A 22,438-nucleotide genomic window follows, 5' to 3' on the forward strand; every position below is an offset into this window, starting at 1 on the left:
CATGTGGGAAGAGGAGAGGGACCGCGTAAATCATTATTTGCGAAGCGTCATGCAACAGCATTACCACGTGTAAAGCCGGCAAGAATTGTAGGAAGTATTGCTGGAGAACCGTACAACATGGTTTGGGTAGTAAGTTCATTAAGAAAAGATAAAAAGACTGGTGTGCTAGACCCAGTACCACAAGATCCATACGCAGAATTACTACTTAGCAGTTGCTTTAAAAAATGGAGGGAAGACGATGAACGCCTTGAACCGTCAACAACGCCGGGCGAGTGAACGTGAGAGAAAGAAAACAAGGGAGCGGCAAAGTTTTCACAGAGGTGAAGTGCAGCAAGTATCCCTTTTATCGTATAAAGATGGCCGAACATTAGCATTACGTGCAGTAAAAGAAGTATTAGGTTTGGGGGCAGTACGTTTAGAACGTGTACAGAAGAGGTTGGAAGAACTAGAAAACGAGAATTTCAATAAACTATTTTTAGAGCATTTAAGAAAATAAAAAGCTGTAGGAAGGATGTGCGATTGTGGGTGTAGACAGCAAGGAAAGGGGTACGAAAATCGGAAAAGTGATCGGAAGATGGAAAGATTAAAGCGTGAAATGGTTAAGCAAAAAAGGAAAGTAGCAAAAGGTGAGCCACGAAAGGCGGTAGTGTATTTGGACAATTCGGAGCAACAGTTAAAAGATGTAATGCAAGAAAATCGTGATTTGCAGTTAGCAGTTGATTTATACAAATCACAAGTGAAAGTGAAAGATAATTACGCAAAGCGTGTATTGAAAGAAAATAACGAATTACGGAAGCAGATTAAAAGTTTACGTAAAAAGTCTATTTCATTATTTGTTTCTTATATGGTGGTAGCGGTCATTGTTAGCTTCGTGATCGCTAGATAAGGAGGGAGCGATTGAGATGTCTGTGGTGAAAGACAACGAGTTTTGGAAAGAAGTGTATTACTACATGGAAAAGCATGATTGCTATAAGGATGAGGCTGTAAAGGTCGTGGAGGCTCAGTTCAATAGTAAGAACGAGAAAAGAGTGAAAATTATTGAAGCCGTAAAAGAAAAGTTGATTTGTGCGGGAATACCTGAAAAGGACTCTTTAAAATTCGCAGAAACTGCACCCTTTGTTAATTCCTTAACTGGTGCCAGTGTAGAAAGAATGGTGAGAAGTTTTATAGATTTGTTTAAAAAAGGGGAGCGTGCAAAACAATGAATATCATTCATTTATTCCATCTTCAAAAAGATCTTGATAACAAGATTGCGGAAAAACGTAGTTTGCAAAACGTGTCTTTGTTTCAAGAAAAGAAATTATCATTTCGTGACGAGTTAAGTGAGTTACTTCATGTGTGGCGTGGTCATAAGTTTTGGAGCGAAAATAACAAGCCGATTACAAAAGGTGTACGTAACAAGGGGCAAATGATGGAAGAAGATAAGGTGTACTACAATCCGTTATTAGACGAATTTGTTGATGCACTTCACTTTGCTTTATCGATTGGATTAGAACGTGAATGGAATAAAATATATCGATGCCTTTGTAGTGCGTAATAACAAAGGAAATACAAAAACAGAAATTATCGATGTGTTTAACGATTTATATGAAAACAAATTATGGACTGCAGCACATTACATGACCTTGATGAATGACTTGGCTTACTTAGGTGCAGCGCTTGGATTTTCGGCTATTGAAATTTACAACGCATATATCGAAAAAAATAAAATCAATCATGATCGTCAGGCATCCGGATATTAAAAGGAGGCGAAATAGTGGGGAAAGTTATTCTTTGGACAAAAGAAGAAATAGCGTATCTGGAGGATTCCTGGGGGACATACAGCATTAAAAGTATTGCGAAGAAGTTAGATCGCACTGTAAATGCCATAAAACTAAAAGCAAATCGTATAGGGTTAAGCGATCCACGGTTACATTTCAATGGGCTTACAGTGCTCCAACTAGCAGATGTATTACAAGTAAGTTATAAAACAATCGAATCGTGGTATGAAAGATTCGCATTTCCTATAAGACTAAAGTTATTTGCAAAAGCTCAAAAAATAAAGGTTGTTTACTATAAGGACTTTTGGGGTTGGTTAAAACGACATAAGCAGGTAGTTGATTTTTCAAAGGTTGAATATGGGATTTTAGGACCTGAACCAGAATGGATGAAAGAGAAACGTGACGCGGATGTGTATAGAAGGAAAAAAGAGAGAGAGCCTTGGACTAAACAAGATGAATTATTACTAAAAAGTATGGTCAAAGCGAATTGTTATACGTATTTGTATATCGCGAAACGTCTCCAGCGAACAGAAAGTGCAATAAAGAAAAAACTGGAGGAGCTTGGGATCTTCGAGAGACCTGTAGAAAGCCAAGCATCTTATACAGAAAATGAAATACGAATTAGTTTAGACCTATTTGAAAAAGGTTATACGGTAGATGCAATTGCAGAAAGGTTTGGGAAAAGTGCGTTAACACTTGTTGGTTACTTAGAAAGTAAGGGGTATCGATTCAGAGCAAAAATGGTGATAAAGCCTGAGAATCTTGTGTTTTAGATTTCAAATAAAAAAGGCTAGGATTTCTCCTAGCAAAAGAGTTATGTCGTACAGAAAGGTACTTGTTCGCAAACCATGTGTTTGCAAATTCATTATATAACGTTTCTGGGGTGGACAGGCCGAGTCGTAGCAATCTTTACGTAAACTTTACATGGTATTGAAGATTTTGATAGAGATCAAATTTGAATTTTATTAAATAAGGAGAGATGGAAAATGAGAAAAGTAGAAATCACAGTAGAAGAAAGAATTAAAAGAAAAATATCTTATGATTTTATCTTGCCAGAGCATGTATCTGAAAATCAGATGAATATCATAATTGCCCGTGTAGAAAGTCGTTCGGATTGTGCAGATGATGTTGTACATTTGTTGCAAAAAGAAATACCTGGTTTGAAAGTGCGGAAAATAGAAGAAACAGACTTGGATTTTGATGACGCTGAAATAGTTGGTTATGACATAAAAGAAAACTAAACAAAATTGTTATTTGAGGGGGAGGTAGATTTGCACGCTGCCTATAGAAACTAAAAATCTGAAGATGATTAATTATCTAGAATATATGGAGTTTGTTGCTAAGACGAACATTAAATATTTAAAGAAGGAAATAACAGCTGAAGAAGCGATGGAAATAATTTGTGAATTAAGCATTAAGGTTGGAGAAAATCTAGAAAAACTTAAATAAAATCTTTATTTGGAAAGAATTCAGCCCCTAACGGTGCGCTGTTAGGGGCTGAATCTCGAGAACTTTTATTAAAATTACATGAGGTTGATCGGTGAATGTAATTATCGATCTCTCGAATTATAGCACTAAATTGATATGTATTTCAATTTAATATTCGAATTTTATAATGGTGAGGAGAATGAAAATGAAAGAGATTAAGTTCAAGGCCCATGATGGAGAACAGTGGATTTATAGTGAATGTGTATCGAAAGATAAAGAAGGAAATTGGTGGATTTTAGATGAAGAAAGCGATGGATGGAATATGTGTTCTGAACCGAAACAATGTACAGGTTTAATAGATAAAAACGGAAAAAATATTTATTTTGGTGATGCTGTAAGGTGGACGAGGGTAATATATACGGATTGTAGTCGAGCAGAAATTAAAGGTACAGAAGTAATTGAAGGCACTATTGGTTGGTTAGTCTCTATCTTAGCAATTAAGACTGAAGAATTTTCTAGATTATTGCCGCCGCATTTGGTTGAAGATCAGAATGAGTTTGAATTGATTGGTAATGGCTATGACAATCTAAAGGTATTGAAAAACTAAATAAAATCGTTATTTGGGCATAAAAAGAGCACAATATATGTGCTCTTGGACAAGAAAGGTAGATTTCTATGAGTGGATGCCTCCATACAATAACATATGCTTGTCCAGTTAAAAGGTGAAAGGTTTTTAACAAAATAGTTATTCGGTAGAAAAGGAGCGGGTTGAATTGAAACCAAGAGATATTAACAAATTAATCGCTAGTAAAATATTTGGTTATGAAATTAAAGATGACAACATCATTAAGGACGGTCGATATAGGCTTGGTATTCCTTTATACAGCCAAAATATAGAGTCTGCATGGCAAGTAGTCGAGAAGTTGGAGTATGACGTAAAAGTAACGAAAACAGATTTAAAACCAAAATATCAAGTTCATGTATTTGTTCCTGGTGGAGTAAAAATGGTATTTGCTGAAACAGCGCCGATGGCAATTTGTAAGGGTGCGTTAGCAAGTGTAGACATAGAACTGCAAGATTAAGACAAAATTCTTATTTTAATAGAGAGTGAGGTGATGATGGATGGCAGCAAGAAAGTGTAAGGCGTGTGGTGGTAAAGGATTTGTTTTTATAACGGTACCTGATATTAAGTTTAAATCTATTTATAATTATTCGATTCGTGATACTGGTGAAAAAGCACAATGTAGTAAGTGTTTTGGAAAAGGCGTGAAATAGAACAAAATCCTTATTTGGCAGGAGGTAGAGGGTATGGATTTAAAATGTAGCCAATGCGGAAAATACGGTAATCATAACGGCATATGCAAAGAGTGTTTTGAAAAGATACTTGTTAAAAACGGAGACAACAAACCAAAAATCATGAGAGAACGTGAAAATTGGGATGTATTATGTGAGGTTTGCGATAAAACGATTGAACGTGGAGTATCAACAGAATCTGGCGATAATTACTGTGACTCATGCTATGAAAAGTTAGTGTATGGAAACAAAGATAAATAAATTTGAACAAATACGCTATTTGAGTAGCTAAGGAGGAGATAAGGGATGAGGAATACATTAGGTGACTTAAATAACCACTTGTTTGCGCAGCTAGAACGTTTAAGCGACGAGGAATTAAAAGGTGATAAGTTAATTGAAGAAATCGGTAGAGCACGTGCAGTTACCGATGTAGCGTCGCAAATTATTGAAAATGGCGCTCTGGTCTTAAAAGCACAAAAAGTGTATGACGATTTACTAGATGCAAACGCAAAAAAACCAAAGATGCTGGAAGGGTAAAGATGAAGCATTTTTATACAGAAGAACAGAAACTCTTTTTAACAAAGAACATAAAAGGTCGTACACGTAAAGAATTATGCGAAATGTTTAATGAGCATTTCAATCTAAACTTAGGACTAAATCAAATCACGGCTTATATAAAAAATAATGGTTTAAACAGTGGAATTGATACTAGGTTTACGAAAGGGCAAGATTCATGGAATAAAGGGGCAAAAGGAATTTGTGCCGGTGGAATACAGACGCAATTTCAAAAAGGTCAGAAACCGCATAATTACAAACCTGTTGGTAGTGAAAGAGTAAATGGGGATGGTTACGTAGATGTTAAAATCGCGGATCCGAATAAGTGGAGAGCAAAACATCGATTGCTATGGGAAGAAGAAAATGGACCAATACCTAAGGGATACGTAATTATCTTTGGTGATGGTAATCGGCGTAACTTTCAACAAGACAATTTAATACTAGTATCTAAATCGCAGTTGGCTATATTAAACAAAAATCAATTGATACAAAACGATGCGGACTTAACACGAGCAGGAATTGTAATAGCAGATATTTACAAGAAGATTGGGGAACGAAAGAAAAATAAATGAAAATTTCATTTCAGTAGAAAGGACTGGTAAACATGAGTCTGAAGAAAAAGCTTGGAAACATCGTTTGGCACATTGAAAATAACCGCGGAATTATAGGTGATACAAAGGTACTAGATCAAGTACTTGAGAGCTTAAAAGGAATAGAAAGTGAATTACCAAAAGATACAGCGGAAGTTGGGCAATTAATCAGTACAGGTTTTATGAACGGTATTCGAGCGCAGGCAGGCGCACCAATAACTGTAAATGAATCGCTCAGACGTATAAAATACGGTGAATATAATGGCCATCATCAATGGGATTTAGCAAAAGACTTTTTTCAGATGTCTAATGATGCGTTTTTTAAAATTTATGGTTTCAATTTTGTTCCAACTGGTCGGCTTTATGATGAAGCGAAAAGCTATTTAGCAAGACAAGAAAACGTATTTAGTGGAGGGGCTATGAGTAATGGCGCGTATTAAATTAATCGATGAAACAACAGATTTATCACAAGTAAGAAGGCCTATCGGCTGGGACTTAGAAGTAAATGGTGTTCCATATGACGTGTATCGCATTGATGGGTACAATCATACCCTTGGCGGTAAATTCTCAGAGAATTGTTATTGGGCATGTCCAGCAGGAAAGAAACCTACTTATAAAAACTTGATTGAGTTTAACGGTGATGCACCAACCTGGGGTATAGTATTTGATCGTTCTAATTATACAAAAACAAAGTGGGATGAAACGTCAGTCGAATGTAACGGTATCTGCTGGATAACACGAAATGGCAAGAAATTTTACAGCATTCCTGCACGTTACATGGATTACGGATTAGCAAAGGCACAGTATATTTTAGTGAAACTATTAGAAGAGTGTCCACTTTGGTTATCGGAGAGAAATTGGAAAGAAAAAGCTATTGGACGAAAGATTTGGTATGAGAATCAACCAGCTAAAATAATAAGAATTAATGAAGAGAATGAATTGTGGATTGAACCAGACGGTATTCCTGTATTCAAAGCCCCTGCCCATTGGGATCACGATGATTATTCTGATTATGAAAATGGATTACGAGTAGACTTGTTATCCCCTAATATCTATTGGTTTCGAGATTAGAGGAGGTTCAATAAATGAACATGGTTGGATTTGCGGATGAAGAAACATATAAAAGAGTTGTAAAAGCACTGGGATTTATCCCAGATAATCTTAAAATGAACTCACATATGCCTAAAGGAAAAGTGGTACTAGTTGATATAGACGCTTTATCAGAATTGCCTAGATTGCAAGGTAGAGAGGTGTATCCAATACTATGAAACCCGTAAAAGCGAAATGTGAAGTATGTGAGCACATGTTTCGTGTCCAGATGCTCACAGCACGATTATCGAACCGTGTGGACAAGCACTATTTCATTTGTCCTAGTTGTAAAACGGAATTTATAAGTTATTATTCGAATCGTGAAATGAGGCAGCTGCAGAAAGAAATTTCAAATTTATACAAAGGTTTCCGTACATGTTATACGAAGGAACAGGCAAAGGTGATTCAAGCGAAAATCGATAAAAAAGATTTAGAGTTTAAGTGGTTACGAGATATATTGCGGACGGAGATTGAAAATAATTTACCAAACTAAAGGGGGACAAAGTTATATGAGTATACCTAAGCAGTTGATGATTGGTAGTGTTCCGTACGAAGTGGAAGTTGTAAAAGGCTGGATTGATGAAAAAGAAAACGGAGAAGTAAGAATTGCTGAAGTAACGTATCACGAACAACAAATCAAGATTTCGGACAATGTAGCGAAGCATGAAGGGCAAATGAAAAACGTACTTCATGAAGCGATCCACGCAATGCTGTATGAATATGGACTGGATCGTTTAAATAAAGAAGTGAATGTAAATGCACTAACTACAGTCTTCTTCGACTTTATTAAGAACAATATTCGTGGTGGTATCTCCAGTTTTGTAGGGTATCAGTATTTATTACTTAAATGTCCAGAAAAAACAAATGTAGAATTTTATGACTCTGATACGGATCCTGCCACTCTAAGATTTAAAAAAGAAACAGATGAACTTTCCTTTATCAACACAGCAGCAGAACTTGTAGAAACTATTAATCAACACCCACCGGAAGTGGATGTATCGGCATTAGGTGTTGCAATGGCAAAAGCGGAGGTTCATAAGGCTGTAGATCTAGGTGTTGCGCATGAACAGATTCAGGAATCGGCTGTTAAGATGACCACGGATAAGCAGACGCGTAAACTGCCAATCGTAGACGTAAATCGTAGCTCGTTCCCTATGGAAGAGATAGCAAAGATTACGAAAAAAGAAGAAACGGATCCGATTCATTGGAAAACAGGTATTAAATATGACGATGAGGGTACACCGAGATATCGTACACGCTATGAGTGCTGCATGTGTGGAAATCGTGGGAATCAATACGAGTACGAGGAGAACAAATTCACGAAATGTCATAAATGTAATGCGAAACTCAAGATAGTACAGGCAACGAAAAATGGATTCCCTGAGCGAGATGCATTCGGTAATTTTTACGTAGCTAATGATGAATACAGTGTTATTTTGGATGGTGAGTAAAGGTGAAGAATATACCTACAAAAAATTTAAGTGAAGAGCTGGAAACACGTGCAGGTGTCACAACGGTGCAAGTAAGTCCCCATGAAAAGATTGAAGTAGCCGGTATTACGGTTGAGGGTCCGGCTGTGATTCTTATTAATAAAGACTAGGAGTGGTTGGATGGAACTTGTATACGAATATCCGATTTGGACAACGTGGTTTATCTGTGTAATATTTTTTGGTTTAGCAAGTGTTATAGAAACAATTAAAAAGTAAGGAAAGGGAGTCGGAAGAAATGAGAGCTGTAATTAAAACGATTGACGGTTCTGTACACACTGTAGAGGAAGCAGATTTTATTTTTGAAGGATACAAAAAGCTAGAAGGGGCGCTATTTACGGAAGGAAATGCGATAGATACTTTTGATGATGATGATGGGCGTATTACGGGAATTGTGAATATGCAGCATGTTTCTGCGATTAAGTTTGAATATTGATAAAAGAATAGGAGCTGAAGAGAAATGAAAGAAAAAGACTTGAATATTTCAGAAGTACGTGGTGCGAAAAAGAACATTTCAGACTTACAAGTTTATGGTGATGGAGATACGTTCGCGTTACTTTGCAAAGCGAGTTCTCAAGAACAAGGTTGGATGAAATCAACTAAGGTTTGTAATGTTGATGGTGGTTGCGTGATGCAGGTGACGACGCAGCAGAAGAACCCAGATGGTAGTTACGCTGTAGCAGAAGCGTTGACTTATGTACCAGGTGTTCATATTGATACAGAAAGTGAACCACGAAAGATGGTACCAATCCCTGCGGAAAAATATGAAGTTAACCTTCTTGTGGAACAAGGGAAACGAAACCTTCAATCTAGTTGGATAAAAGGAGATGAAGAAAAATGAAATCAACAGGTATTATTCGTAACATTGATCCATTAGGAAGAATTGTGGTTCCCATGGAATTACGCCGTACATTAGGTATTCAGGAAAAGGATCCAATGGAGATTTTCGTAGATGGTGAATCTATTATTCTACAAAAATATAATCCTAATAACTCTTGCCAAATTACAGGAGAGGTTTCAGAAGAAAATATTGAACTAGCTGGCGGGAAACTCGTGCTAAGTCCTGAAGGGGTTGATCAGGTATTAGCGGAACTCGAAGCACGTTTGAAGGGGCGATAAAATGAGCGAACCGAATAAGCAATATACAAATATTGAACTGGAAATGATTTTGGATAACTTTGTAAAGGCATTACCAATGCAAATGCGTATGCAGCGTGAGATGTCTAAAGTATATAAGGCGCGTTTCGATGCACTTGTTTCCGAAGGTTTTACGGAACAACAAGCACTGGAAATCGTAAAATCACGTGGTATTGAGTGAAAGGTTCCGAAGCTATCTTACGAGCGATGCACCAGGCAGGAGGAGAAATCCCAGCCACGCAGTTCGATACGTGGCTGGGGCAACTCTCTCAGTTAGGACTACTGGAGCAAGTCACGAAAGATGATAATCATGTTTATTATTACAGGCTTACGGATAGTGCAAGGCAGTTTTTAGTAAAGAAAGGTGTGGAGTGAAGGTGAAAATACGTGTATGGACCTTAGTAATGAATTTGTTGTGAAATAGGGATAAAAATACAAGATTATCATTTTATATGATGATAATGGACAGGTTGTATATAAATGCACAGTCAAAGCAAAGGACGGCAGTAATTTACTAATTGATGTTTATGAGACAGATGGGGAAGAAGATTACGGAGAAACGTGGATAAAATGGCGCTGGATTCTCGAAATGGAACAACTGGGGGTAAACGTAAAAACATTGGAGGTTCCTAAATAATGAAAAAAGAAACACCGATTAAAACTTTAAAAATTAACGGGGAGAAAGTTATGTGCGACAGTCCTGTATTGCATGAACCGCCAGCTGCTACGTTTATACAGGGGAAAGGTATCTTCCAAAAACAGGACCACACTTGGTACATCGATTTCATCACATATGCTCGTAAGGATTTCTTTGATTCTTTAGAAAATCGTGTGTCTGTCTTAGTAGAAATCACAGAGGAAAACGGAAGTATACGCCAGGGACGTGCCATATTTACAAGTATTGATTCTAATTTAGATGAACCACTCGAATATCGTATGGAAGGTATGACGGAATTAGAGCCTGTAACAAATCAACTGATTCCAGAGGTTCCTGAGTTCCATATGAAAGATCTTCACGGTAAACAAGTCACGCTTTACTACAGTTCTGATACTTCTACGACAGGTGATTATACAGTTGAGACACTTATCGCGTTAGAGAATGCAGGTAGTAATAAAGTGGGAATATATGTTCTTAGTAGTGAGGTAAAGGAGAGAAACAAGTGAGATTCGTAGAACGTGTGGCTGCAAGGAGCAAGGAACATGACGTCTGAAGAAATTCGTAACTTACAAATCGATGGTCTGGACGTTCCGTTTTACGATGGGTATGTAACGGTACAAGAAGGAGTTGTTACGGGTAAGCTCAGCTGGAGTCTTCATGTTGTGGATTATGCGGTAAGTGAATTTGTGGCCACGAACCAGTTACGTGATGTGAATATCGAGACAGAGCAGGGCAATGTATATGCCGGAGAAGGATTGATTACGAAAGTGACTGAGGAACAGTTTCTCTTAGCTGGAAAGTCGGTGCTACGTGGGTATGAGACAACAGCGACGTGGCACGTGTTTCGAGATTCGGAGATTCACAGCTGTTAACACGAGAATCAAAATATATAAAAGAAAAGTTTTTAGGAGGGGGTCTAATACACTACAGTATTTAAAAAAGAAAAACAAAATAAAAAAGAACCCCCCCTTAAAAAAATATACCTTATATATAATATAAATATAAAACTAATAATTATATATTATATATATAGTATTATTTGTTAATAGTTATATAGTATGTAATACTATTAATGGTTTAAGGTGTTTGTTTTAGGGGTTTGATTTTCTGAGTCAGGAGGTTCGGAGATGACCAGAATTGATGGCTATGTTTCGAAGAAGACGATACAACTGTGGCTGGAGAATTACGAATCACTGGCTGTAGGTGATCGGTTCCCTGATGCACCGCCTAGCTTTACGGGACCTGGTGCACTGGACGGGAAAGGCGATGGACGGTTGAATAAGATTGTGCTGGATCAGGCGATTAAACAATTACCGAAGAACATGAAATATATAGTGCTTGCTCGGTATGTGTACAAGATTCCTAGAAGGAACACGTTACGAACTATGAATATTACTGCGAAAGTATATTACACACGTTGTAGACAAGCCGTGGATTTATTACACATGAGTATTAACGGTGACATGGTTGGCATAAGAAGTTTAATAAAAAAGTTGTACGAGGCTTGACAAGATGTGGTCATAGTAGGTACAATTTATGTTAGGATGGTGAAATTGTGTCCTACTCCAGTACTAAATAATACGCATAGCCATGAGGCCCTTGATGAGGGTATCATGGCTATTTTTATGTCCGTTGGATTTAGCTGACTGTGGCATATATAGTAGGTAGGAAATAGGAGAAGCTATGTTGCATACTATGAACTATAGGCAACGTGAAAGAGAAGCCTTAGGGTAATTTCACCAGTCACTCTCTCCTGGAGAAGAAGGCCCTTCGAAACTCAGGGGGTCATGATCCAATGTTCAGTTAGTTAATAAAGTGAAGCTTATGCATTAATTCAAGTGATTGAAGCTGTGTATATGGCTTACAAACGTTGATATAACAACGATGTATAATAATTGTATATTGATTACGTATTGAAAAAAGAAAGAATCATTGATATCAATGGATTCCGCTTCTATCCAGTTTACATAACCAATGTTATAGGCAGTCATTATTAATACGATATTCATCTTTATTCAAAATAGGTATTTTAGATTATTAAACATTTGGTTTTGTTTTAATCCCCCGGGGGAGGTCAAATCTGGTGAGGGGCTGGCAGGCGCTCGTAACGTTCCGCCAGAATTTTTAAACTCGGGGGGCTATACAAAATATACGAATTTCAAGGCAATCGATACTAAATCGGTTGCCTTTTTCTATTTCAGGAAGAAAGGGGAGCGAAATGATGGCGAAGTTAGACGAATTAAAGCAGAAACTTACGGCTAAACAAATTCAAGCGGCGTACCTGCTTGTAGAAAACGAATTGATGGAATCGAACAACGAGGAAAAAAGAACCCAAGACGAAATGGCCAACGAGTTAGGCATAAATCGGACAACGCTTTGGGAGTGGCGAACTAAGAACCAGGACTTCATTGCATTCAAGAGTGAAGTGGCCGACAGTTTCCTTGCAGAGAAGCGCGAGCAGGTGTACAGCAAGTTAATGCAGTTAATTTTAGGGCCGCAACCGAGTGTAAAAGCCATGCAGTTGTATATGCAGCGATTCGGTTTACTGACTGATAAGAAAGTAATCGAGGGTGATCTAGGAAATGCGACTCGTACAAATGCGGAAATCGAAGAACAGCTTCAGAAATTAAAAAAATTGACAGGCGAGTAAAAGGAGGGCGGGCTACATGGCATATATAGACGGTAAATGGTTAGCCCGTCAAGAACGTCAGGAGCGTATCAATCTTGTAGCAGAAAGAGCAAAGAAATTACAGGAGTTGTACGAAACTGGCGAGGCTACAGAATATTATATGGATACACTACTTGCTGACATCGATGAGCTAGAAAAGTTAAAAAGGGTACATCGTGGAGAACATGACATGCTGTACTTCATGTATGAGTATTTCTCTGAAGAAGGGAATCCAGGGAATCCAGATAACTTAATCCCAGCTGGAGTAACGATGGATGATGCGGCTGAATTTCACGAAACCTTATGTGGCTTGTTAGATGACATCACAACAGGTAGGGAGAAAAAGAAAAAAGTAGCCTGGAGTGTAGGTCGTGGCCATGCGAAAACCGCATACCTGAGTAATGGTTATTTGTGTCATCAAGTTGTGTATCGATTAAAGCAGTATATTGTTTTGATTTCTGAAACATCTGATGTAGCCGGTGACTTTATATCCTGGGCACGTGATCAGTTAAAGTATAACGAAAAATTACGCGAGGATTTCGGAATCTTACTTTATGAGCAAAAAAGCCGAAATGAAGTAGATAACGACAAAGAATTTGTTACGTTAACGAACACGAAAGTCGAAGCAAAAGGTATAGGGACACAGGTACGTGGTTTACGTCACGGCTCAAAAAGGGTTCAGCTCTACATTTTGGATGATTTGGAGAGTAAAGAAAATACCGCGACGGTTGACTTGATTGCCAAAAACAAACGCTGGTTCAAGGAAGAATTGCTTCCAGGTTTAAGTCGTCAAGAAGGTGCCTGTATCTATATGGGTACCATCGTTTGTTACGACAGTTTGTTGCATCACGTGATTAAAAACCGTCGTGATTTCGTATCGAGATCATTTCCGGCAATCCTAAAATGGTCAGAGCGTGAAGATTTATGGCAAGAATGGCGTGAGATTCGTCAGGTCGATGATCCAGACTCGGCAGATCGTGCTCGCGAATTTTATGAACAGAATAAAGAAGAGATGTTAAGTGGTACAAAAACGTTATGGCCATCACATTTCCCTTACATCGATTTGATGGAAATTAGAGAAGATGACGGTACCAAAGCGTTTAACCAGGAGTATCTATGTAACCCGACTGACGAGGAAAGACAGATATTTAAACCTAAATATTTCACGTACTGTACTGAAGATGATTTAAAAGACAAAAAACTTTTGTATTACGGTGCGGTTGATTTCGCAATGGGAAAAGAAAAAGGTGACTACAGCGTAGTAGTTACACTTGCGAAAAACGTGGAAACAGGAACGTGCTATATTATCGATATTTTTATGGAGCGTGTGCATCCAAATACGTTGTTAGAAAAGGCTGTAGAATACACGCTGGCATATCAATATGAATCAATTGCTGTAGAGGCACAACAAGCACAGGAGTGGTTTGCTGAGAAAGTTGGGGAAGCGTTGCAGAAGAAAGGGTATCCGTCATCGACTCGCTTAAAACAAATTAAGCAACGTACGAGAAAGGCATTACGTATCGAGTCGTTATTACCAGATATACAGAGCGGTAAATTACGTTTTATGAAACATTTACGTGCTTTATTGGAGCAATTTGAAATGTATCCGATGCACCCACACGATGACGGTCCGGATGCAGTTCAAATGGCTTTTTCTATTGCATATAAACGTGCAAGACGTAAAGCGGGAACTACAGGGAATTCAAGATATTGAGAAAGGAGGGGCTTGAATGAGAGTACAAGGTGATCGTAATTTTATGAATCCTGTGGAAATTGTAATGCCAGTTCGTACCGCACTCGGCGATTCTGAGTGGACACGCATTATGTCCGAGGTTCGTTTGTATGAGCGTTATGAAGGAGACTTAAACGTATGGTCTGATTATAAAAAACCAGAAAATCTCGACTATGAACCTACGAAAATACAACTTGATTATCCTCAAAAAATTGTAAACATGATTGCAGCGTGGCAATTTGAAAAAGAACCGAAAGTCACAGTTCCTCCTGATGTGATAGACGACCCGGCACTTATGATTCAATCAGGATACGAGCCTAGTGAGGAGCAGCAAGCAGAAAACAGTAGAGCGAAAGCGAAAGAAAGGCTATTAACATGGGTTTGGGATGACAATCGAATGCATGAGAAGTTATTAGCAGCAGCAAAAGACAGGGCTATTTCAAAAACTGGTGTGTATGCTCGTATTCACTATGATAAACGTCGTGGTGAATTTAAGATTATTTGGCATCCATCCACAGAAGTTATTGCAAAGTATAGCGACTGGGATATAGATCAGCTGGAAGAGATTCATTTTATTGCATGGCTTGATGAAGAACAAACGAAAATGTGGAAGTTATCGTATTACTTAGTTTGGCATGAAGAAGCTGGTGAGTACGACTGTGAAATTGAAGAGGCTGTATACAACGGTGACTTAGAAAAGCAAGAGAATAGGGTTGAGCGCTCATCAATGGGCATCGATTTTATTCCCGTTGTACCTGTACCGACTGAAAAACTAAGTAAACGTACTACAGGTTATAGTGAATTGGAGAAAACGATTGAGTTGTCTGATGAAATTGACAAAAAGATGTCCGATTACTCGGATGCGTTACGTTTTGAGATGTTTGCTATTACTTTGTTAACGAATGTAGATGAAGATCCTAAGAATCCACTTCAAGTTGCACCAGGTGCGAAATGGGATTTAGGTGACGGTGCGGAAGAGACCGGTGAACCAAGTGCTAAAAAGCTAGAAAGTGGATTTAGATTTAAAGAAACTATTGAAGCATATCTGGACCGGTTGCAGAAACGCCTACATGAAAAAGCAGAGGTACCGATGGTGAACACTGCGGACATGAATACGGGCGGTATAAATGACATGGCGGTACAGCTTTTGTTTAGTAATATCATTTCAAAAACACAACGCTCATGGGTGATATGGCAGTCCCGTCTACAAACCTTAAATGAGTATATTTTACGTTATATGAAAGCTAGGGAGGATGACTCCAAATTCAAATACGATAAAGAAATGTTAGCAAAAGTAGATAACTATTATGCTAGTAAGATTATTTTCGGTTTACCGTTACCGCAAGATCAAAAAGCACTTATCGAACAGTTAGGCGATGAAATTTCAAACGAAATCGAATCAATTAAAGGTGCAATTACGAGAAGTGGTAAAGAAAATGCGGAACAAAAGTTCATGGAGATTATGCAAGAGCGGATGTTGAAAAGACAATCTCAGGATCCGTATAACGAAAAGTAATACTTGCCTTACGAAATGGCGCTATAAACTTTCGGAAATTATAGCCGACAGGCTCAAAATGGAGGATTTGCAAATGGAATACGCAAAACAAGCTACAGCATTAAAATTTTTTGTAGGACAAGTACAAAAAACACCTAAGTTCCCACTTCGATTAGACCTACAGTTTTTCTCTGATGGTGGTCCTGGAGGTGATCCGGACAAAAAGCCTGGGGGTCCTGACGATCCGTCAAAAACTTTTACGCAAGAAGAACTAGATGAAATTGTTAAGAAGCGCTTAGAACGTGAACGTGGTAAATCCGCTGAGAAATACGGTGATTACGATAATGTGAAAGCGAAATTAGCAGAATACGAAAAAGCTGAGGAAGAGCGTAAAAAGCAAGAAATGACGGAAATTGAACGTTTGCAGGCTGAAAAAGAAGAAGCTGACAAAAAGGCACTAGAAGCTTCCGAAGCAGCACAAAAAGCGCAAGAAAAAGCAAATACACGTATTCTAAATACAGAAATTAAGAGTATTGCACGTACTTTAGATGCAAATGATCCAGGTGACGTATTGGCGCTTTTAGATAAGTCGACCATTCAACTTGATGAGAATGGAAATTATCAAGGAGTTGAAGAGGCTGTTAATGCGCTAAAGGAAAGCAAACCTTGGATGTTCAAGAAAGTTGTGGGAGCTGATGCAGCCGGTGGCGCGAATCCAGGAACAAATCCGAGAGCGAATGAAATTCTTGCTTTAGAAAAAGAACTGGAAGAAGCAAAAACAAAAGCGTTAAAAGATTCAAAGTATGCGGGAGAAGTAACACGTATTTATAACAAGTTGTTAGAAGCGAAATCGAAGAAATAACGGATCGTTGATTAAAAGTCAGCGATTTTTTAATTTTAAAATTTGAGGGGGCTACAAATATGCCAGTACCAACTACGTACGAATTTCAACAACAAGTAAGACAAATGCAAGCGAATGTGGATTTAATTCTTACGAAAGCACCTGTTCTTTTCGGATTAATTGGTGTAGGAGACGCTTTAACACAAACTAAATTTGAATGGCAGAACGACTATTTAAACTCTGATACAGGTATTGTAAAAACTGCCGCAGCTGTTGGGGATACGGACCTAGTTTTAGAAAAAGGCGAGGCTCGTAAATTCACTGAAAATGCTCTGGTACAAAACGGCTTAGAAGTGCTACGTGTAGTAAGTGTTGATGAAAATGCCGATAAAATCACTGTGCAACGTGGTTACGATAGTACGAAAGCGGAGGCAATTACAGCTGGTGGTGAATTAAAAGTCATCGCAAGACCGAGACCAGAAGGTGAAGATGCTTTCCGTAAGAATGAGATCAATGACCGTTTAGTGTCACATAACTTCTCACAAATCTTTTCAAGATACGCATCTGTTTCACGTACACAACAACAAGTGAATACATACGGCGTATCAAACGAATTAGATTATCAAGTAAATCTGCGTTTACAAGAGATGATTCGTGAAGCGAACACGTCTTTAATTTATGGTCGTAGAAATGGCGGTTCTCCGACACAACCACGTACTACAGGTGGTTTATTTGCATTTACAGGTATTGAAGGTTCTCATAAGCAAGATTTTAAAGGGAACGAAATCGCGGCTAAACCACTGAATGACGCTGTAGAGCAAGTGTTTACGCGAGGCGGTTCAGCAAATACGATTCTATGTGGACCGAATATCGCACGACAAATCACAAAACTTGGTGGCGATACAATTCGTACTACGCGTCAAGATACTGCGGCAGGTTACCAAATCTTATCGTTTGTATCGGATTTACCAGGTGGAGCGATTTCTAGTGTGGTAGTTGATTTAAATATGCCTAAAGATCGTGCGTTACTTCTTGATACAGATAAAGTAAAGGCACGTTACTTAACTCCAATTTATGATCAAGATGCTACACCAAATGGTGCTGACTACTTCTCTCGTGTCATTCGTGGGGAATTTGGATTTGAAGTTAAGAATGCGAAAGAGTCTATCGCTGTTCTTGAAAATATCTCTAAAACAATGGCTTAAAAGGTAGCGTGTATGCTACCTTTTTTGTATTTTGAAAGGAGTTTTATGCATGTCTATTTCTGAAAATCAAGCACAACGTTTAAACAGATCGATGCCGATTGCGAAAGACACATCACTTGGCAATATTATTAAAGGTCTTGAAGAAAAAGTAGCTCTAATACCCAAAAAGGTTGATAAACAACCAGATAGTACAGCGACTGACGTAGCGGGTGTAGTGAAAGACTTAAATGCACTTATTGCAAAATTAAAAGCTGCAGGAATCATGATGCCTTAACAAAATACAGTGACGGAGGTGACGCAAAATGAAGGTGTCGGAAAGGCTGGAGAGTCGGTTAGCAAAAGTTCCAAAAGTAACTCCTGAAGACATCGGAAATTGGCTAGCTGAAGCCGAAACTGAGTCAGAATTAACCGAAGAATTAAACGCAAATGCTGTATTTTATCTTGCTCTGTCATTTGCTTATGAATCGATTGCGGCAGACGCGGCGCGCTATTTTTCTTATACAGATGGCGAAGAATCGGTTGATAAATCAATGATCTTTGCAAACTATAAGAAGTTATCAGCGGACGCGCTTAAAAAGTACAGGAAATATCGACGGGGAAAAGGTACTCACCAAACATTTGCTAAACGGGCAGATGGGAGATGATTACATGAGCGATTCTCAACAAGAGATGGATGCGGCGCTCGATACCATTTCCGAAGAATTTAAAGAGGAGCACGAAAAACAAGTTTCTGATACTGTAAAGGCCATTATCCTAATACGTTTGTTTTTAGTTGATTTATTGAATGACTATCAAAAGGATGGAATCGTGAAGCGTAGTAGGTTAAATGCGTTATTACGAGACCTTACTTTATACGAAAAAGAATTTCGTAAACAAGCAGAGCGGTCATTCCATACATTGATTGAAAACACATCGAAGTGGACCACGTCAAAATTATCAGAGGCAGGTTTGGACGTGAAATCTATAACTGCGGTAAATAAGCAAATTATTCAAGGGGTTATAAAAAGAACTGGTGAAGATGGCTTAGTTTTGTCTGATCGTGTATGGAATTTATCTGGAGATATGAGAGATCGATTAAGTAGTGTCATTCGTCCATCTGTATTAAAGGGCGAGAGCATTACAATGATTTCTCAAAAGATAAAGGAAGTACACGACAATGAGAAATGGAAGGTTGAGCGTGTAGCAATTTCTGAGAGTACTAACACGTACCGAGCAGCTACTATACAGAATGGATTAGAAAGTGAAATTGTGACAGGTTATCAAATTATTGATAATGGCCATCGCCACAGATACCACTCAAAGCATATGTGTTACAAGCTAGCTAGACGTGATGCATACGGTTTAGGAGCTGGGAAGTATCCGAAAAATATTCCGGAAAGTCTTATGAATCAATTAATAAGCCCACATCCACAATGTTCGTCACGGCTGAACTACTTAATAAGTGAGGAGGTGTAGCAATTGCTTACTGAAGATGATATTAAAGAGATTCGCGAAAATCGTGAAATGATTGAGCAAGGACGTAGGGAACCGGTGACATTATACATTAAAGGTGTTTCTGAAAAGGATCCAATTACAGGAGAAGAAATCCAAGGTGAACCCCGAAAAGAAAATGTTCAATTAGTTTGGAAGAAATTTACGTCAGTGGAAAAGACGAAGTTCGCTGATCTCGATGTAAAAAAAGGAGAGGCGCTTGTTACATTTCCTCTTAATGTGGACTTAGAGAACATTGAAAAAATTGAACGTAAAGGTGTTTTTTACGTTATCGAACTTATCGATGAACGGGGGCTTGGTGGCGTAAACCGTCGTGAGGTCATTGTAAAGAGGGTGATTTGATGAGAATCAGAGTTGTTGTTAAAGGAAAATCAAATGTGTTAAAAGCACATAATCCCAATAGATACAAAACACCAATTGAGCAAACGGTAGAAAAACATACACGCTTACAAGCTAATCAAGCCTCTAATCGAGCACCGATATTACACGGTCCTTTATCTGAAAGTATTCCTGCAAGTGTAAAGATGGTAGTCGGTGCGAGAATTATTGGTACGTATGGATCTCCTCTTATTTACGCGGCCGTACAAGAATTTACGCACAAAACCAAAAAAGGTTTTATGCGTAAAACAGCATTTGAAGGTGAGCAACCATTTGTTGAGGATATAAGCAAAACTGTTCAACGTGTGGCGAAGGGGCATTAATTATGTTGAATGATGTAATGTATTCATTAAAAAAGTTGTTGGATGTTTTTGCGCCTACTACATGGATATACGATGGTGTTTCTGTATCAGGAAAAGACAAACCCTTCATTACCATTGAGGATTTGTCTGGAACAATTAGCAGGTATTCAAAGGAGAATTTTTCACGTAATCATCTGATACAAGTAGGTGTGTATGCAGATAAAATTTTTGATAGGAACGATTTGCAAGATAGAATAATTAACCGATTCGAAAAGAGTTCAATTGACTTGTTCGATACAAGTAAAAAGAATCCAGAACGAATCGGTTTTTTTAATGCAAAAGTAAAGAATTTTGAACCACTGTCTCAAAAAGACGTTGAGATTTTAACAGCGAAACACTTGAGTTTTATTACTATAACAATCAGAAATTAGAGGAGGAACAAAAATGGCAGAAGTAAAAAAAAGTAATGCACCTGAGTTTAAAGGTGCCGAAACGCTTTACTTGATTGACATTCCGCAACCTGATGGGAAAACTACAAAAACAGTTCGATTTTTTAACCAAACGTCAGGTTCACGATCAATTGAGGCTGGAGAAATCGAGTTAAAAACGAAAGATAAGAGTGGATCTGATTACGGTGACGTAACACAATCAGCTAGTATTGAAGGGATTTGTACTGAAGGTGACGAGGGACTTGATTATGTAGAAGAAGCAATTCTTAATAAAGTTTTAGTAAGAATTCATGAAGTTAACCTACGTAGTGCAACCGCTTCTGAGTTTAAAGTTAAATCAGGAACATACATGTTGAATAGTTTGGAACTTTCTCATGAAAATGAGGAGTACTCAAAGTATTCTATCGGCTTAAAATTAAACGGGAAAATTTCTAAAGGGACGCTTAATAAAGTACCAGAAGGTGCACCTTCTGGTGATGTAGCTACACCAGGAACTGAATAAGGATGTTTTGAGGAGGATGAGAGATGGAATCTATAACAGAAATAATTGCTGATTTTGAAAAAAGAATTAACGATCTACAAAGAGATAATGAAGGTTTAATTCAAACGTTAAATTGTGTTTCGGCAGGTGTAAACAAATTAAACAGAAGGGTCAATATGTTAGAAGAGGGATTAGCAACGAAAGCTGATATAACTCATGTTCAACTAATAAATAAACAATCTGAAATAATTAAGAAGATCAATGATAGTAAATTGGTAGGGATGGATTGTAAGGTTGGGGTTTCATTAGATGGAAGAGTTGTAGCGGAATCCATTGTCGAACATACAGCTGATTCAATCCAAGGTCGCGTAGTAAAAGGGAGTGAGATAAATGAAACTAGATAAACAAGAACAAGCGGTTGCAATTGGTACATTTATTTCAATGCTAGGACAAGACCTTGTAAATGAACGCATCGATAAACAGAAATTAGAAAGTGTACTTCCTATCTTTAATGAAATGCAAGATAATACAACACCAAAGCAAAAGAGAGAAGCAATGATTAGTTTGCTTGGTAAAGCAGTGGATGAATTCCTGGAAAATAAATAATTGAGATTTGAATAAGCGTTCATATAAACGCTTTTTTATTTTGAACAAAAAATTGGAGGTAATTATTATGGCTGAAAAATCGTATACGCGTTTTGTAATTAATGGTAAAGAACAAGAACTGAAATTCTGTTTACAAGCACTGAGATTATTAGATGAAAACGGTGGACCGATGCAATTCGTTTCTCAAACCATGCAGGGCGGAATTACTAATTTCACGGATGTGGTTTATTACGCACTGATTCATACAAATGAGGGAATCACGTATGAAGCTGTACAGAAAGAGATTGAAAATATGTTTAATGCTGAAAAACTAGACCTTGATGAAATTCTAAAGTACAACAAAGCAGTTGTGCTAAATAGTTTTTTCTTCCAGAAGACAGTGAAGAAACTTCTAGGGACAATGACAGCGGAACAACAGAAATCGTTCGAGAACCTGTACGCATAAATATTGATGAATTGCAAGGTGAGTGTTTTCGTTTTTTTAATATGACCACCTTGCAATCTTGGCGTATTAGTCTCAAGGAGTATCACCTTATGTTGACCGGATATAAGGACCAACTACTTGATAAGTACGAGTTTGCAAGTGTACAAGCTTTGTTTAATCGAAATGCTCAAAGTGACAAAATCAAGTCATTAGCGGATATATATACCCGTCCAGAAAGTGTTCGTGATATTGAAAAACAAGCAAATGAACGGAAAGACGTAGTTGAAAAAATTCAAAGAAACGAATCGTTCTTTGATCAAATAGAATCAATGATTAGAAGTCAAATACAAGAAGAGGAAGGGTAGGTGA

At 37.9% G+C, this 22,438-nt stretch carries 45 protein-coding genes; all 45 read left to right on the forward strand.

Annotation, left to right across the window (positions count from 1 at the left end; translation table 11 throughout):
* Positions 1–3 precede the first annotated feature (3 nt).
* Positions 4–276 carry a hypothetical protein gene (locus tag BC_RS09285; protein ID WP_000532404.1) on the forward strand — a complete coding sequence of 91 codons (273 nt, stop codon included), beginning with the start codon at positions 4–6 and terminating at the stop codon, positions 274–276.
* Positions 239–496: a hypothetical protein gene (locus BC_RS09290; RefSeq protein ID WP_011110015.1), complete on the forward strand. Its 258-nt coding sequence runs from the start codon at positions 239–241 to the stop codon at positions 494–496. The genes BC_RS09285 and BC_RS09290 overlap by 38 nt, the downstream gene beginning before the upstream one ends.
* A 78-nt stretch (positions 497–574) precedes the next feature.
* The gene (locus BC_RS09295) at positions 575–886 is read left to right on the forward strand and encodes a hypothetical protein (protein ID WP_000440296.1); all 312 of its coding nucleotides are present in this window, start codon (positions 575–577) and stop codon (positions 884–886) included.
* Positions 887–902: 16 nt separating this feature from the next.
* Positions 903–1,205 (forward strand): hypothetical protein, encoded by a 303-nt coding sequence (locus tag BC_RS09300; RefSeq protein WP_000117787.1) that lies wholly within the window; start codon positions 903–905, stop codon positions 1,203–1,205.
* Positions 1,202–1,537 (forward strand): dUTPase, encoded by a 336-nt coding sequence (locus BC_RS28405; RefSeq protein WP_011110016.1) that lies wholly within the window; start codon positions 1,202–1,204, stop codon positions 1,535–1,537. Before BC_RS09300 ends, BC_RS28405 begins: the two co-directional genes overlap by 4 nt.
* A complete protein-coding gene (locus tag BC_RS28410; protein WP_033685087.1) occupies positions 1,530–1,742 on the forward strand; it encodes a dUTP diphosphatase in 213 nt (70 codons plus the stop codon). The genes BC_RS28405 and BC_RS28410 overlap by 8 nt, the downstream gene beginning before the upstream one ends.
* Before the next feature lie 14 nt (positions 1,743–1,756).
* Positions 1,757–2,533 carry a hypothetical protein gene (locus BC_RS09310; RefSeq protein WP_000521059.1) on the forward strand — a complete coding sequence of 259 codons (777 nt, stop codon included), beginning with the start codon at positions 1,757–1,759 and terminating at the stop codon, positions 2,531–2,533.
* Between the two features lie 213 nt (positions 2,534–2,746).
* Positions 2,747–3,001, forward strand: coding sequence for a hypothetical protein (locus BC_RS09315; protein ID WP_001233224.1), 255 nt, complete (start codon positions 2,747–2,749; stop codon positions 2,999–3,001).
* Between the two features lie 85 nt (positions 3,002–3,086).
* The gene (locus BC_RS28195) at positions 3,087–3,209 is read left to right on the forward strand and encodes a hypothetical protein (protein ID WP_002195393.1); all 123 of its coding nucleotides are present in this window, start codon (positions 3,087–3,089) and stop codon (positions 3,207–3,209) included.
* A 184-nt stretch (positions 3,210–3,393) separates the two neighbouring features.
* Complete coding sequence (locus tag BC_RS09320) at positions 3,394–3,795, forward strand: YopX family protein (protein ID WP_000658753.1); 402 nt, start codon at positions 3,394–3,396, stop codon at positions 3,793–3,795.
* A 166-nt stretch (positions 3,796–3,961) separates the two neighbouring features.
* On the forward strand, positions 3,962–4,270 hold the full coding sequence (locus tag BC_RS09325) for a BC1872 family protein (protein WP_000804493.1): 309 nt from the start codon (positions 3,962–3,964) through the stop codon (positions 4,268–4,270).
* A 40-nt stretch (positions 4,271–4,310) separates the two neighbouring features.
* On the forward strand, positions 4,311–4,463 hold the full coding sequence (locus BC_RS27625; RefSeq protein WP_000741276.1) for a hypothetical protein: 153 nt from the start codon (positions 4,311–4,313) through the stop codon (positions 4,461–4,463).
* Between the two features lie 33 nt (positions 4,464–4,496).
* A complete protein-coding gene (locus BC_RS09330; RefSeq protein ID WP_000364356.1) occupies positions 4,497–4,742 on the forward strand; it encodes a hypothetical protein in 246 nt (81 codons plus the stop codon).
* 45 nt (positions 4,743–4,787) lie between these two features.
* Positions 4,788–5,018, forward strand: a complete 231-nt coding sequence (locus tag BC_RS09335; RefSeq protein WP_001246457.1) for a hypothetical protein — start codon at positions 4,788–4,790, stop codon at positions 5,016–5,018.
* 2 nt (positions 5,019–5,020) lie between these two features.
* Positions 5,021–5,608, forward strand: coding sequence for an HNH endonuclease signature motif containing protein (locus BC_RS09340; RefSeq protein WP_000680282.1), 588 nt, complete (start codon positions 5,021–5,023; stop codon positions 5,606–5,608).
* A gap of 32 nt (positions 5,609–5,640) precedes the next feature.
* On the forward strand, positions 5,641–6,066 hold the full coding sequence (locus BC_RS09345; protein ID WP_000053746.1) for a hypothetical protein: 426 nt from the start codon (positions 5,641–5,643) through the stop codon (positions 6,064–6,066).
* Complete coding sequence (locus tag BC_RS09350) at positions 6,053–6,697, forward strand: hypothetical protein (RefSeq protein WP_000101076.1); 645 nt, start codon at positions 6,053–6,055, stop codon at positions 6,695–6,697. The genes BC_RS09345 and BC_RS09350 overlap by 14 nt, the downstream gene beginning before the upstream one ends.
* Positions 6,698–6,711: 14 nt before the next feature.
* A complete protein-coding gene (locus tag BC_RS09355) occupies positions 6,712–6,894 on the forward strand; it encodes a hypothetical protein (protein ID WP_001057582.1) in 183 nt (60 codons plus the stop codon).
* A complete protein-coding gene (locus BC_RS09360; protein WP_000805619.1) occupies positions 6,891–7,208 on the forward strand; it encodes a transglycosylase in 318 nt (105 codons plus the stop codon). Before BC_RS09355 ends, BC_RS09360 begins: the two co-directional genes overlap by 4 nt.
* A gap of 16 nt (positions 7,209–7,224) precedes the next feature.
* Positions 7,225–8,166: a hypothetical protein gene (locus BC_RS09365; RefSeq protein ID WP_000026878.1), complete on the forward strand. Its 942-nt coding sequence runs from the start codon at positions 7,225–7,227 to the stop codon at positions 8,164–8,166.
* 2 nt (positions 8,167–8,168) lie between these two features.
* Positions 8,169–8,315 carry a BC1881 family protein gene (locus BC_RS09370; protein WP_000790090.1) on the forward strand — a complete coding sequence of 49 codons (147 nt, stop codon included), beginning with the start codon at positions 8,169–8,171 and terminating at the stop codon, positions 8,313–8,315.
* Between the two features lie 125 nt (positions 8,316–8,440).
* The gene (locus tag BC_RS09375; RefSeq protein WP_001202994.1) at positions 8,441–8,638 is read left to right on the forward strand and encodes a hypothetical protein; all 198 of its coding nucleotides are present in this window, start codon (positions 8,441–8,443) and stop codon (positions 8,636–8,638) included.
* A gap of 24 nt (positions 8,639–8,662) precedes the next feature.
* A complete protein-coding gene (locus tag BC_RS09380) occupies positions 8,663–9,043 on the forward strand; it encodes a hypothetical protein (RefSeq protein ID WP_000659529.1) in 381 nt (126 codons plus the stop codon).
* A complete protein-coding gene (locus tag BC_RS09385) occupies positions 9,040–9,321 on the forward strand; it encodes an AbrB/MazE/SpoVT family DNA-binding domain-containing protein (protein ID WP_000843022.1) in 282 nt (93 codons plus the stop codon). Before BC_RS09380 ends, BC_RS09385 begins: the two co-directional genes overlap by 4 nt.
* Position 9,322: 1 nt before the next feature.
* A complete protein-coding gene (locus BC_RS09390) occupies positions 9,323–9,520 on the forward strand; it encodes a hypothetical protein (RefSeq protein WP_001294615.1) in 198 nt (65 codons plus the stop codon).
* Positions 9,521–9,546: 26 nt separating this feature from the next.
* Entirely contained in the window at positions 9,547–9,714 is a 168-nt protein-coding gene (locus tag BC_RS27630; RefSeq protein WP_011110017.1) for a hypothetical protein, read from the forward strand.
* Positions 9,715–9,975: 261 nt separating this feature from the next.
* Positions 9,976–10,503 (forward strand): hypothetical protein, encoded by a 528-nt coding sequence (locus BC_RS09395; RefSeq protein WP_000712433.1) that lies wholly within the window; start codon positions 9,976–9,978, stop codon positions 10,501–10,503.
* Positions 10,504–10,539: 36 nt separating this feature from the next.
* A complete protein-coding gene (locus tag BC_RS09400) occupies positions 10,540–10,869 on the forward strand; it encodes a hypothetical protein (RefSeq protein ID WP_000200016.1) in 330 nt (109 codons plus the stop codon).
* 255 nt (positions 10,870–11,124) lie between these two features.
* Positions 11,125–11,505, forward strand: coding sequence for a hypothetical protein (locus BC_RS09405; RefSeq protein ID WP_000196739.1), 381 nt, complete (start codon positions 11,125–11,127; stop codon positions 11,503–11,505).
* A 713-nt stretch (positions 11,506–12,218) separates the two neighbouring features.
* Entirely contained in the window at positions 12,219–12,647 is a 429-nt protein-coding gene (locus BC_RS09410) for a phBC6A51 family helix-turn-helix protein (RefSeq protein ID WP_001086032.1), read from the forward strand.
* 16 nt (positions 12,648–12,663) lie between these two features.
* Positions 12,664–14,379: a phage terminase large subunit gene (gene terL, locus BC_RS09415; RefSeq protein ID WP_000323343.1), complete on the forward strand. Its 1,716-nt coding sequence runs from the start codon at positions 12,664–12,666 to the stop codon at positions 14,377–14,379.
* 16 nt (positions 14,380–14,395) lie between these two features.
* On the forward strand, positions 14,396–15,913 hold the full coding sequence (locus BC_RS09420; RefSeq protein ID WP_001265884.1) for a phage portal protein: 1,518 nt from the start codon (positions 14,396–14,398) through the stop codon (positions 15,911–15,913).
* A 73-nt stretch (positions 15,914–15,986) separates the two neighbouring features.
* Positions 15,987–16,754: a phage scaffolding protein gene (locus tag BC_RS09425; RefSeq protein ID WP_000455457.1), complete on the forward strand. Its 768-nt coding sequence runs from the start codon at positions 15,987–15,989 to the stop codon at positions 16,752–16,754.
* A gap of 59 nt (positions 16,755–16,813) precedes the next feature.
* Positions 16,814–17,938: an SU10 major capsid protein gene (locus BC_RS09430; RefSeq protein ID WP_001145076.1), complete on the forward strand. Its 1,125-nt coding sequence runs from the start codon at positions 16,814–16,816 to the stop codon at positions 17,936–17,938.
* Positions 17,939–17,987: 49 nt separating this feature from the next.
* Positions 17,988–18,212 (forward strand): head fiber protein, encoded by a 225-nt coding sequence (locus BC_RS09435; RefSeq protein WP_000027968.1) that lies wholly within the window; start codon positions 17,988–17,990, stop codon positions 18,210–18,212.
* 28 nt (positions 18,213–18,240) lie between these two features.
* Entirely contained in the window at positions 18,241–18,582 is a 342-nt protein-coding gene (locus BC_RS09440) for a hypothetical protein (protein WP_000868476.1), read from the forward strand.
* A 4-nt stretch (positions 18,583–18,586) separates the two neighbouring features.
* Positions 18,587–19,393 (forward strand): hypothetical protein, encoded by an 807-nt coding sequence (locus BC_RS09445; RefSeq protein WP_001285264.1) that lies wholly within the window; start codon positions 18,587–18,589, stop codon positions 19,391–19,393.
* 3 nt (positions 19,394–19,396) lie between these two features.
* A complete protein-coding gene (locus BC_RS09450) occupies positions 19,397–19,771 on the forward strand; it encodes a hypothetical protein (protein WP_000954647.1) in 375 nt (124 codons plus the stop codon).
* On the forward strand, positions 19,771–20,130 hold the full coding sequence (locus BC_RS09455; protein ID WP_001222697.1) for a hypothetical protein: 360 nt from the start codon (positions 19,771–19,773) through the stop codon (positions 20,128–20,130). Before BC_RS09450 ends, BC_RS09455 begins: the two co-directional genes overlap by 1 nt.
* Before the next feature lie 2 nt (positions 20,131–20,132).
* Positions 20,133–20,540 (forward strand): hypothetical protein, encoded by a 408-nt coding sequence (locus BC_RS09460; protein ID WP_000930921.1) that lies wholly within the window; start codon positions 20,133–20,135, stop codon positions 20,538–20,540.
* Between the two features lie 13 nt (positions 20,541–20,553).
* Positions 20,554–21,060, forward strand: coding sequence for a phage major tail protein, TP901-1 family (locus tag BC_RS09465; protein WP_000852562.1), 507 nt, complete (start codon positions 20,554–20,556; stop codon positions 21,058–21,060).
* Positions 21,061–21,083: 23 nt separating this feature from the next.
* On the forward strand, positions 21,084–21,443 hold the full coding sequence (locus tag BC_RS09470; RefSeq protein ID WP_000443958.1) for a hypothetical protein: 360 nt from the start codon (positions 21,084–21,086) through the stop codon (positions 21,441–21,443).
* Positions 21,430–21,645 carry a hypothetical protein gene (locus tag BC_RS09475; protein WP_000762691.1) on the forward strand — a complete coding sequence of 72 codons (216 nt, stop codon included), beginning with the start codon at positions 21,430–21,432 and terminating at the stop codon, positions 21,643–21,645. Before BC_RS09470 ends, BC_RS09475 begins: the two co-directional genes overlap by 14 nt.
* A 67-nt stretch (positions 21,646–21,712) precedes the next feature.
* Complete coding sequence (locus BC_RS09480) at positions 21,713–22,090, forward strand: tail assembly chaperone (protein ID WP_000818630.1); 378 nt, start codon at positions 21,713–21,715, stop codon at positions 22,088–22,090.
* A gap of 89 nt (positions 22,091–22,179) precedes the next feature.
* Positions 22,180–22,434 carry a hypothetical protein gene (locus BC_RS09485; protein WP_000955319.1) on the forward strand — a complete coding sequence of 85 codons (255 nt, stop codon included), beginning with the start codon at positions 22,180–22,182 and terminating at the stop codon, positions 22,432–22,434.
* The last annotated feature ends 4 nt before the right edge of the window (positions 22,435–22,438 follow it).

It is taken from the genome of Bacillus cereus ATCC 14579 (assembly GCF_000007825.1).
In the GTDB taxonomy this organism is placed as follows: Bacteria; Bacillota; Bacilli; order Bacillales; family Bacillaceae_G; genus Bacillus_A; species Bacillus_A cereus.